Below are 11,350 nucleotides of genomic sequence, written 5' to 3'. Positions count from 1 at the left end.
AAGGTGGCACCGAGAAATATTCGTAAAAGCCGAGAGGCTCGATTTTGTGAACCCCATGAACTCACTACACCTCGGGAAATACTCTGCAATGAGTTCATGTCGTGAGGATACCTTTTAGGAGAATATCTGGCTCCCTGACTTGGATTCGAACCAAGAACCTGTCGATTAACAGTCGACTGCTCTGCCGTTGAGCTATCAGGGAATGAGGTCCAACTCTACCGCAGGGGGTAAGCCGGCGCCAAAATGCCTGCATTAGAGCGAACTAATGGAGAGTTCATGCAGCCCACGTTTCTGGGTTTCCAGGGCCACTAACTCTGCAAATGCTGCGTTGTACTGCTCCTGATTTTCAACCGGATTAAGGCGCTGCAGACTTGATTTCAAATCTGCAATCTTTCGACTGACAAGTACTTCACGTAATCTGGCGACAATACTTGAAACATACTTCTCTGAAACTGCTCCATCTGTGCGCACTGGTTCCACCGAAAGTTCAGTAAATAGCTGCTTCATGCGATCATCGTCAACTTTTTCCAGGGCTAGCGGTTCGGTGCCAAATGAATCGATAATGCGGCGAAGTTCCCGGTAGGCCGGATGAGTAAATGCCTCATCTTCAATTGTGCTCCAGCCAAAGACAAGTCCTGACATCTGTAACTTAGCTTTCAATACTTCTCGCTCTAACATCAAGGTTGGCTCAGTCGGATTAGGTCGCCACTGCGCATCGGCAGCCGGTGCCTCACTCTGAACTTGAGTTGTGCTCACTTTCTTCAGGGCCGTGTTCACTGCGGCAGTGACAACTTCGGTCTCTATTCCAAGCCAGCCTGATAAAGATTTGATGTATTCCGGGCGTAGTGATTTATCGCGAATCGCTGCAACCAGTGGGGCGGCGGTGTTGAGCGCATTAACACGTCCTTCGGCGGTATTGAGATCATGTTTTTTAAGTTCGGTGCGAATGGCAAATTCAAAGAGTGGAACTCGCTTTGCAATCAAATCACGCAAGGCGAGGTCGCCTTTATGTTGACGCAGATCGCAGGGGTCTAGGCCATCTGGTTCTACTGCCACAAATGTTTGAGTGACAAACTTCTGATCATCACCGAAAGCTTTCATGGCAGCTTTTTGTCCAGCAGCGTCGCCATCGAAGGTGAAGATCACTTCACCGCGGAAAGTATCGGCATCCATCAGTAGCCTGCGAATAATGCGAATGTGATCATCACCGAAGGCTGTGCCACATGTGGCAACGGCAGTTGTTATTCCAGCCAAATGACATGCCATCACATCGGTATAGCCTTCAACGACAACTACTTGACGACTCTTGGCAATTTCTTTCTTAGCCATATCAAGGCCATAGAGAACTTGTGACTTCTTATAGATAGGAGTTTCTGAGGTATTTAAATACTTAGGACCTTGATCCTCTTCATCACTAGCTAATTTACGAGCTCCGAATCCGACGATATCGCCGGAGATATCTTTAATCGGCCACATGATGCGATTTCTAAACTTATCGATCGGCCCGCGCTCACCCATCTTAGAAAGTCCCGCTTCTTCTAACTCTTCAATGGTGTATCCGGCGGCGCGCAGATGCTTAGTCAGTAAATCCCAACCATTGGGTGCATATCCCACTCCAAATAAATCACATGCCGCTTTATCAAATCCGCGTTTAGTAAGCAGATCACGGGCATGGGCGGCATCGGGGGAAGAATTAACCAGATCTTGATAGAACTTGGCGGCAGCTAAATGTGCGGCATACAAACGTGAACGCTGGGAAATCGGTTGTGCTGGCCCACCTTCTTCATAGCGCAGGGTGTAACCAATTTGAGAGGCAAGTCGCTCAATTGTTTCGGTAAAACTTAAATGCTCTGTCTTCATCATAAAATCGATGACATCCCCGCCAACACCGCAACCAAAGCAGTGATAGTAATTCTTAGAAGGTGTGACGTGAAAGGAAGGAGATTTTTCATCATGAAACGGGCAAAGCCCCTTCTTCTGTCCCCCGCCCGCATTTTTAAGTGCAACACCAGCTGCTGAAACAACCTCGTCGATATGTGCATGCTCGCGCACATAGACGATGTCATCAGCCTTAATCCGCCCGCTCATGTTCCTACCTTATCTACGCTTTGCGGGAGCTTGCGAGAGATGGGCGTGTAAGGCATATGCGCCGGGGTCGGTCAGGCTAGCAATTTGGTCAATGACAATACGTAAACGCTCTGAATCATTTGTGGCCTGCTTCCAATCGTCTTCAAAGATTGGGTCCAGTTCGCTGGGGGCTGCATCAAAGAGCATCTGCACCAAATCATGAATGACTACTTGTTGTTTTGCATAGCGCTCTTGCGATGCCGCAGCGCTAATCAGGTAATGCCCAGCAACAGCCTTCAGGAAATCAACCTCGACTTTTGCTTCGCGTGGAATTTCAAGATTGGCGCTATAGCGAGTCAGTGGACCATCGCCGTGAACTTTGCGAGTTTCAAGTTCGGCAGCCAGCACAAAGCGGCCAATCAGCTGTGAAGTCGTATCTTTTAAGCGAGCAAGGGCGCGATGTGTGCGATCAAAGTGAGTTGGCCAGCAAGTCAGTGATTGCAAACGGGTAAGGGCAGCTGCGGCCTCGACCTTAGTTGCATCACTGCCATAGTTCACTGTCATCTCTTTGTATAAAGTATCGAAATCGTTATCAAAATTCTTCACCTGAACTTGGCCAGCAAAGATGGCATCTTCTAAATCATGCACGGAGTATGCGCAATCATCAGACCAATCCATGATCTGAGCTTCAATACATTTGCGCTCATCGGGTGCACCTGCTCGCATCCAGGTGAAGATTTCCGTGTCATCGCCATACACACCAAACTTGCGTGGATTCTCCGCTCTCGTCCACGGATATTTCGTTGCGGCATCAAGTGATGCTCGAGTCAGATTAAGTCCGAGACTTTTGCCGTCAAGTGAAACAGTCTTTGCTTCAATGCGCGTGAGTAACCTAAAACTCTGAGCATTTCCTTCAAAGCCGCCACATGGCTGCGCCGCTTCAGCTAGCGCTTCTTCCCCATTGTGACCAAAAGGTGGGTGTCCCATATCGTGTGACAAACATGCAGTCTCAAGTAGATCTGGATCTGCGCCAAGTGATTCTCCTAGTTCGCGACCAATCTGGGCGCACTCCAGTGAGTGAGATAAACGAGTGCGTTGAAAATCATTCTCCCAAGGAACTGCGACCTGAGTTTTAGCAGCTAGCCGGCGAAGGGCGGCAGAGTGAATAACACGGGCGCGATCGCGCATGAATTCAGTGCGACCAGCACGCTTTGCCGGTTCATCAAGAAATCGCTCTTGATCGGCAGCGCTATATGCCTTAGGCAACTGGGTCATTCACATACCTTACAAGTTTGCTGTTAGTCAGGTGATCGCTGATATGAATGCCTCGTCTGCCTAGCGTGATGTACGCCAGATAGGCACCAGCTTCTCTAATCAAATATCGATACCGTGATTTCGCAAGGGTATTGGGTCCGGTGCTGGCAGGTGAACAAGTTGCAGTTGCTCCTAAGTCTTTTGCCATCGTGATGGTGCGCTGGCAGTGATAAGCATCAGTTGCAATGATGACGTTATATAACTTTCGACTCTTCATCTCTTTGATATATGCCTGGGTCTGGGAAAAAGTATCTCGCCCTACTGGAATTGAAATAACTTTATTTTTCGCTACTCCGTTTTGGGTCAACCAATATTTTCCGGCAGCGGCTTCAGTTGTGCGATCTCCGGGGGCACCAGCTCCGACAGTAATAATCAGCGGTGCATATCCAGCATCTTTGATTCGCTTTGCTTCGATCAGGCGTGCAAGTAATACCTCACCTGGTACGCCATCCAGCTGCGCCGCCCCCGGCACAACAATGACTTCTGCCGTAGAACGAAAGGTTGGGTTCTTAGCAGAGTTCCAAGTAACAAAGAGTGCGTAGGTAGGAATAATGAGAACCACAGCCAGCACCAAGGAAATAACTCGCCTGAATAACTTAAACATTAACCACCCGAGAACATATCTTCAGCATCGAGCTGAATCATTTCATCAGGATCATTAAGCCAGCCATCGGGCAGCGTTGGCGGGCGACCGCTACTTGTGCGACCTCGTGGCTTATCACCGATTTCAACCGGATAGGGCTGATCATCTAATTGATTCAATAGTGAGCGAAGTTCGTTTAAGGAAGCGACCATTCCAAATTGACGGCGAAGTTCAGATGGAACACTAAAGCCCTTGAGATACCAGGCCATATGTTTACGTAGGTCGCGACAACCACGATCTTCAGATTCAAAGTATTCAACCATGAGTTCACCATGGCGAAACATCACTTCGCTCACCTCATGCAGCGTTGGCAATACCCGGCTACTTTCACCGTTAAATGCGGCAACTAAATCCGCAAAGAGCCACGGGCGACCTAGGCAACCCCGGCCCACAACAACTCCCGCACATCCACTTTGGCGCACCATCTCGATGCCATCGGCCCCAGACCAGATATCGCCATTACCTAATACCGGAACCCCGGTTGGTTTTAAGTGTTCAACAAGTTGGGCGATGGCAGACCAATCAGATTTTCCTTCATACATTTGCTGGGCGGTGCGCGCATGCAACGCCACCCAAGCAACACCTAAGTCAGCAGCTGACTTTGCTGCCTCCAAATATGTGTGGTGATCTGAATCAATACCAATACGCATCTTGACGGTGACTGGAATTCCATAAGGCTTGGCGTTTTCTACCGCAGCTTTCACAATTTCACGGAAAAGATTGCGCTTAAAGGGAAGTGCGGCTCCCCCGCCCTTGCGAGTAACTTTTGGAACCGGGCAACCAAAGTTCATATCAATATGATCAGCTAGATTCTCGCGCCCAATCATCTTGACCGCTTCGGCCATATGGTGTGGGTCAACGCTATAGAGCTGGACCGAACGTGGCCATTCGCCCGCACCTGGTTCAATCATGCGCAGCGTTTCCGGGATGCGCTCTAGTAGCGCGCGCGCAGTCACCATCTCCGAGACAAATAAACCTGCACCTTGTTCGCGGCAGAGCATGCGAAATGGGGCATTGGTAATTCCGGCCATCGGTGCCAGAACTACTGGCGGATCTATTAAATGAACTCCATCTTTAAGAGGGAGTTGCAGCGGCGCTAGCAGCCGAGTAGACGTGGAGCTAACCATGCTTGAACTTGATCGAGTGCAATTCGTTCTTGCCCCATGGTGTCGCGATCGCGAATTGTGACCGCTTGATCTTCCAAAGTTTCGAAGTCAATGGTGATGCAGTACGGAGTACCGATTTCATCTTGGCGACGATAGCGGCGGCCGATAGCACCAGAATCATCGAAATCAATATTCCAGTTCTTACGTAGCTCTGTCGCTAAATCACGTGCTTTAGGTGACAAATCAGCGTTACGAGAAAGCGGCAGTACCGCAGCTTTTACGGGAGCAATGCGATGATCAAATTTCATCACCGCCCGCTTCTCCATCTCACCTTTTGCATTCGGTGCTTCATCTTCAGTAAAAGCATCCATCATAAATGTCAGTGCGCAGCGATCAACACCCGCAGCAGGCTCAATCACATATGGTGTCCAGCGCTCATTCTTCTCTTGATCAAAGTAAGACAAATCTTTTCCAGATGCAGCAGAGTGCGCTTTGAGGTCGAAATCGGTTCGGTTTGCGATTCCTTCGAGCTCGCCCCATTCAGTTCCGTTAAATTCAAATTTGTACTCGATATCGGTTGTGCCCTTTGAGTAATGAGAGAGCTTCTCTTTTGGATGCTCGAACAGGCGTAGCCGTTCTGGATTAATTCCTAGATCTGTGTACCAATTAAGGCGAGTTTCAATCCAGTACTTATGCCACTCTTCATCGGTACCAGGAACTACGAAGAATTCCATCTCCATCTGCTCGAATTCACGAGTACGGAAGATGAAATTGCCGGGAGTAATTTCATTACGAAATGATTTACCAATCTGGCCAATACCAAAAGGTGGCTTCTTGCGCGATGTGGTCATCACGTTATCAAAGTTAATAAAGATTCCTTGGGCTGTCTCAGGTCGCAAATAGGCAAGACCTGTCTCATCTTCTACCGGGCCGAGAAAAGTCTTAAGTAAGCCAGAGAATTGTTTAGGTGTTGTAAATTGTCCTTTATTGCCGCAGGCCGGACAGTTCATATCTGCAAGGGATTCCAGCTTCTTCTTATGCTTGGCCTCATACTGCTCTTCTAAATGATCTGCCCGATAACGCTTATGGCAGGCGGTGCACTCTGTGAGCGGATCGCTAAATGTTGCAACGTGTCCGGAGGCTTCCCACACTTCACGTGCCAGGATTACTGAAGAATCAAGACCGACCACATCTTCGCGGCCCATGACCATCGACTTCCACCACTGGCGCTTGACGTTGTTCTTGACTTCAACTCCGAGTGGGCCGTAATCCCAAGAAGCTCGAAGGCCACCATAAATTTCAGAGGAAGGGAATACAAATCCACGACGCTTTGAGAGTGAAACAATATTTTCTAAACGGTCTACCGCCATTTCAAATCTCCATCCGGCTGGCTGTCGGCGAATTACAACGGTCGTTGGAATCGTGTAATTAGTTTACTCGTAGGCTCCGGGCTCATCGATCGCTCTGGCAAGAACAGGAATCGCTTCTAACTTTGCGCGGGTGGAACTCAGCGCCCGGCGATAAGAGCCAACGTTCTGCCACTCAGTTGTGAGCACCCAGAGCGTTGGCTCATCTAGATTCTGCCCAACCACACCTGAAATAAAGCCAGTTGCCTGCGCTAAGACATCGCACACAGCCTCAAGTTCTGCGCGGAATTTCTCTCCTTCGGCCAAGGGGAGCTCAAATCTGGCGATTGCAATCATGGTCTGAGCCTAGAGTGGTGGGGAACGGGAATGAAAATCATTTTCATTTGTGGTACTTTCCAACTATGAATATCGCGATCACCCTGGCGGCACTGACTGCAATCGCCACGACAACAGGTGGCTACTTAGCGATTAAATCTAAGGACCGCCTTCATCTCGTGCTTGGGTTATCAGCAGGGCTACTGCTTGGCCTTGTAGCTTTTGATCTGCTGCCAGAGATTTTTGAACTCAATACCCAAGAGGTACTTCATGCACCAGTAACCTCCGTTGCACTCATTGGCGGATTCTTACTGCTTCACTTCTACGAGCAAATCTTTGGTTCCCACGAACCAGCTGAATCAGATTACGGCCATGACCATATCCACTCTTCCAATATTGCCGGCGCCTTTGGCGCCGTTGCGATGGGAGGCCACGTATTTCTAGATGGGCTAGCTCTCGGTGTTGCCTTCAAGGTAAGTAACAATCTTGGAATCGCAGTCTTTATCGCGCTCCTAGTTCACGCCTTTAGTGATGGTCTGAATACCGTGTCATTTCTTATCAAGAGCGGTTCATGGGGCAAGAAGGGTATCTGGCTTCTTGGCGTAGATGCCATCGCTCGAATCAGCGGCGCCGCACTTGGCGCATCTCTTGCAATCAATGACAACTTCGTCGGAATTTATCTCGCAGTATTTGCCGGAATTGTTATCTACCTTGCAACCTCACATATCTTGCCGGAAGCACACTCTCGGCATAAGTCTCGCTACACAATTCTTGCGACCCTAGTAGGCGTTGGAATCATGTGGGCGCTAGTCGGCTACCTCCACGGTATGGAATAAATGTCTCGATCAAATCCAAGAGTTTTAAGCACGCTTGAACGAGCTGGCGGTTTTGCTAGTGCGCAAGAGGTCTACCGACTCATGCAACGTGAAGGTGAGCGAATCGGTCTAACCACCGTCTATCGCTCGCTGCAGAGTTTGGTCAACGACAAGATTGTCGACGTGCTTAGGCGTGATGATGGTGAGGCAATCTACCGCCTCTGTGGAGAGGCACATCATCATCATTTAGTCTGCAAGTCATGTGGCGATACTGTTGAAATTGAAGGCGGCGCAATTGAGAAGTGGGCAAAAGTAATGGCAGAGGAACATGGTTTTCGCGAAGTGGGCCACACTGCAGAAATCTTTGGTCTCTGCGCTAAGTGCTAAGCGCTACCAAATCTGCGTTCGCGCCCCGAATAAATCTCAATCGCTTTCCACAATAACGCTGGCGTCATATCTGGCCACAAGACATCCATAAAAACAAGCTCAGCATAAGTTGATTGCCACGGTAAGAAGTTGCTAGTGCGCTGTTCTCCCGATGAGCGCAGGAACATATCGACATCGCGCATCTTGGGTGAATATAGATACTTCTCTAACGTCTTTTCATTGATGGAATCAGCTTTTACTTTTCCACGCTTCACATCGCGTGCCAGCTCAGTTGCAGCATCAACAATCTCAGCGCGCCCGCCGTAATTTACGCACATATTAAGTGTCAATTTCTTATTCTTACTTGTTAACTCCTGCGCCTCTTCCAGCTCGGAAATCACTGATTTCCATAGCCGCTGCGGGCGACCGAGCCATTGAATCTTGACTCCCATTTCATTCAGGCAATCGCGGCGAGTACGAAGCATCTCGCGGCTATAGCCCATCAAGAACTTCACTTCTTCCGGGCTGCGCTTCCAATTTTCGGTTGAAAATGCATAGGCGCTGATCTCTTTCACACCAAAACCAATTGCAGCTTCTACTAAATCAAAGAGGACTTTTTCACCAGCTTGATGTCCGGCGGTGCGAGGTAATCCGCGCTCTTTTGCCCAGCGCCCATTTCCATCCATCACGATTGCGATGTGTTGGGGAATATCAATCTTCTTAGACATGTCTATCTAATCAAGCCCTCTCAACCATCGGCAAACTTCGCAGTCCACGTTCCAGGTGCCATTGTAGGTAGGCGGTAACCAAACCACTAGCCTCTCGGCGATAGCGAGCTTCACTTTTTTCCGCCACATCCCAATCACCACGCAATAGCGCTTGCATCAGTTCGAGCGCTTCGGCTGATGCGGTAGCCGATGCTGATGGCCGGCAATCCATACAAACTGATCCACCACCCACTAATGAGAAATAACGATGTGGTCCTGGCTTTTCACAACGAGAACATGAAGTCATCGATGGTTCATAACCACCAATAGAAAGTGAGCGCAGAAGAAATGCGTCGAGGATTAGCGATGAATCGTATCGATTATCAGCAAGTGCCTTCATGCCACCAACCACTAAGTGAAATTCTTGCGGGGCTGGCTCTTCTTCTTGCTGGGTAAAACGTTCGGCAGTTTCAAGAATGGCGTGGGCAATTGTCCAACGCTGATAATCGTTGGTGAGCGCTTCCCCGTAATTCATAATCGCTTCAACTTGAGTGATGGTGTCAAAGGTCTTGCCGGCATGCATCTGGATATCTACATGGCTGCCTGGCTCTAAACGGGCTCCGAATTTAGACATAGTTCGGCGCACACCTTTTGCCACACCACGCACGCGGCCATGCTCTTTGGTCAGCAAGGTAATGATGCGATCTGCTTCACCCAGCTTTTGCGTGCGCAAAATAATTGCCTCATCGCGATAGAGCTTGGAAAGCGGCGCCGGCATACTGCGTACGGTAGTTAGCGAATAGCGCGATTGATTGCAGACACGACGGCTTTGAGTGAAGCAGTCGTTGTATTAGGGTCGATTCCGACTCCCCAGAAGACCTGGCCGCCAATTTCACACTCAAGATATGCCGCAGCAGTTGCATCGCCACCGGATGAGAGCGCGTGCTCGTGGAAATCAAGCACTCTCACATCAACACCATGATTTTGCATGATGTGACAGAAGGCAGCAATCGGACCGTTTCCAGTTCCAGCTAGTTCTACCGGTTCACCGCGATCTGTAATCTTGATTGTCAGTTGAACATCTTCACCCATGACTGAGTTTTGTGACATTCCCTTTAATCTGAAGCGGCCCCACGGCGCTGAATCTGTTGGCAGATATTCATCTTCGAAGATATGCCACAACTGCTCTACCGTAATTTCCCCACCCTCAGTATCAGTCTTTGCCTGAACAATTCTGGAGAATTCAATTTGGTGGCGACGTGGCAAATCTAGGTGATGTTCACTCTTCATCAAGTAGGCAACTCCACCCTTACCTGATTGAGAGTTCACCCGAATTACTGCTTCATAGGAACGACCCACATCTTTTGGATCAATCGGCAAATACGGCACAGCCCAGGTGTAATCATCGACTTCTTTGCCAGCAGCCTTTGCATCGCGTTCTAGATGCTCAAAGCCCTTCTTAATTGCATCTTGGTGGGAACCAGAGAAAGCGGTAAAAACTAGGTCTCCACCATAGGGATGGCGCTCTGGCACACGCAATTGATTGCCGTATTCCACCGTGCGACGGATCTCATCGATATCACTGAAATCAATATGTGCATCAATTCCATGTGAAACCAAGTTCATGCCAAGAGTAACAAGGCAAACATTTCCGGTGCGCTCACCATTACCAAAGAGCGTTCCTTCGATTCGATCTGCTCCAGCTAAATATCCAAGTTCAGCAGCGGCAACTCCGGTGCCACGATCATTATGTGGATGGAGGGAGACAATGACGCTATCGCGATTATTTAAGTTTCTGCACATCCACTCGATGGAATCAGCATAGACATTCGGTGTTGTCATTTCCACGGTAGCTGGCAAGTTCATAATTGTCTTCCACTGCGGAGTTGGCTTCCAAACATCGTTAACTGCATTACACACCTCAACGGCGAATTCGAGTTCGGTGCCGGTATAGGACTCAGGTGAATATTCAAAGGAGACCTTGGTCTCTAGAACTGTGGCCATTAGTTCAAGGCAGAGCTGAGCGCCATCGGTTGCAATCTTCTTGATGCCATCTTTATCAAGACCAAATACAACCCGGCGTTGCAAGGTTGAGGTCGAGTTATATAAGTGCACAATCGCTTGCTTAGCACCAGCAATTGATTCATAGGTGCGACGAATAAGTGGTTCGCGAGCTTGGGTAAGCACCTGAATGATGACATCATCTGGAATCAAGCCTTCATCAATAATTTTGCGCACGAAATCGAAATCTGTCTGAGAAGCTGATGGAAAACCAACTTCAATCTCTTTATAGCCCATGGCGACAAGTAATTTGAACATGGCAAGCTTGCGAGGTGTGTCCATCGGGTCGATCAGGGCTTGGTTGCCATCTCGAAGATCCACTGAGCACCACTTAGGTGCCACCGTCATCTGCTTACTTGGCCAGGTGCGATCTGCTAATTCAACTGGAATAAAGGGTGCATAACGATGCACTGGCATCTTGGAAGGCTTCTGCTTTGGAAAATTCATTTCACTTAACTCCTATGTGTTTGGTAGTCGGAAAAGGTTTACCGGCAACACCAAACTCCGCAGCGAGGAGACCGGTCTTTAGGCCTCGCTACGGCGGATAAGGAGGAGTCCGCGGAGCTTCATAGTGGGTAGAGCATAACGC

General features: G+C 49.0%; 11 protein-coding genes and 1 tRNA gene. 2 read left to right on the top strand and 10 right to left on the bottom strand.

Annotation, left to right across the window (positions count from 1 at the left end; translation table 11 throughout):
* Positions 1-127: 127 nt before the first annotated feature.
* From AC9UEP_RS04410 to AC9UEP_RS04380, 7 genes are all read right to left on the bottom strand, one after another.
* A tRNA-Asn gene (locus AC9UEP_RS04410) sits at positions 128-202 on the bottom strand.
* Positions 203-252: 50 nt separating this feature from the next.
* Positions 253-2,088: a DNA primase gene (dnaG, locus tag AC9UEP_RS04405; protein ID WP_509544325.1), complete on the bottom strand. Its 1,836-nt coding sequence runs from the start codon at positions 2,086-2,088 to the stop codon at positions 253-255.
* A gap of 9 nt (positions 2,089-2,097) precedes the next feature.
* A complete protein-coding gene (locus tag AC9UEP_RS04400; RefSeq protein WP_509544323.1) occupies positions 2,098-3,342 on the bottom strand; it encodes a deoxyguanosinetriphosphate triphosphohydrolase in 1,245 nt (414 codons plus the stop codon).
* Positions 3,326-3,985 carry a YdcF family protein gene (locus AC9UEP_RS04395; RefSeq protein ID WP_509544322.1) on the bottom strand — a complete coding sequence of 220 codons (660 nt, stop codon included), beginning with the start codon at positions 3,983-3,985 and terminating at the stop codon, positions 3,326-3,328. The genes AC9UEP_RS04400 and AC9UEP_RS04395 overlap by 17 nt, the downstream gene beginning before the upstream one ends.
* Entirely contained in the window at positions 3,985-5,151 is a 1,167-nt protein-coding gene (gene dusB / locus AC9UEP_RS04390) for a tRNA dihydrouridine synthase DusB (RefSeq protein WP_509544320.1), read from the bottom strand. Before dusB ends, AC9UEP_RS04395 begins: the two co-directional genes overlap by 1 nt.
* On the bottom strand, positions 5,121-6,500 hold the full coding sequence (locus AC9UEP_RS04385) for a glycine--tRNA ligase (protein ID WP_509544318.1): 1,380 nt from the start codon (positions 6,498-6,500) through the stop codon (positions 5,121-5,123). The genes dusB and AC9UEP_RS04385 overlap by 31 nt, the downstream gene beginning before the upstream one ends.
* A 63-nt stretch (positions 6,501-6,563) precedes the next feature.
* Positions 6,564-6,833, bottom strand: coding sequence for an antibiotic biosynthesis monooxygenase family protein (locus tag AC9UEP_RS04380; protein WP_509544317.1), 270 nt, complete (start codon positions 6,831-6,833; stop codon positions 6,564-6,566).
* A 65-nt stretch (positions 6,834-6,898) separates the two neighbouring features.
* Here AC9UEP_RS04380 and AC9UEP_RS04375 point away from each other — a divergent pair, with 65 nt between their 5' ends.
* On the top strand, positions 6,899-7,648 hold the full coding sequence (locus tag AC9UEP_RS04375; protein WP_509544316.1) for a ZIP family metal transporter: 750 nt from the start codon (positions 6,899-6,901) through the stop codon (positions 7,646-7,648).
* On the top strand, positions 7,649-8,014 hold the full coding sequence (locus AC9UEP_RS04370) for a Fur family transcriptional regulator (protein WP_095693390.1): 366 nt from the start codon (positions 7,649-7,651) through the stop codon (positions 8,012-8,014).
* Here the strand turns inward: AC9UEP_RS04370 and AC9UEP_RS04365 are convergent.
* Genes AC9UEP_RS04365 through leuA form a run of 3 tightly spaced genes read right to left on the bottom strand, consistent with a single transcriptional unit; the run spans position 8,011 to position 11,208 of the window.
* A complete protein-coding gene (locus tag AC9UEP_RS04365) occupies positions 8,011-8,721 on the bottom strand; it encodes an isoprenyl transferase (RefSeq protein WP_509544315.1) in 711 nt (236 codons plus the stop codon). The genes AC9UEP_RS04370 and AC9UEP_RS04365 overlap by 4 nt on opposite strands.
* Before the next feature lie 10 nt (positions 8,722-8,731).
* Positions 8,732-9,478, bottom strand: coding sequence for a DNA repair protein RecO (gene recO / locus AC9UEP_RS04360; protein ID WP_509544314.1), 747 nt, complete (start codon positions 9,476-9,478; stop codon positions 8,732-8,734).
* Positions 9,479-9,492: 14 nt separating this feature from the next.
* Entirely contained in the window at positions 9,493-11,208 is a 1,716-nt protein-coding gene (gene leuA, locus AC9UEP_RS04355) for a 2-isopropylmalate synthase (protein WP_509544312.1), read from the bottom strand.
* Between the last annotated feature and the right edge of the window lie 142 nt (positions 11,209-11,350).

The sequence above is a fragment of the Candidatus Planktophila sp. genome (assembly GCF_040402315.1).
Lineage (GTDB): Bacteria > Actinomycetota > Actinomycetes > Nanopelagicales > Nanopelagicaceae > Planktophila.
The sequence above is the reverse complement of the archived record's forward strand: the minus strand, read 5'-3'. Positions and strand labels throughout refer to the sequence as shown.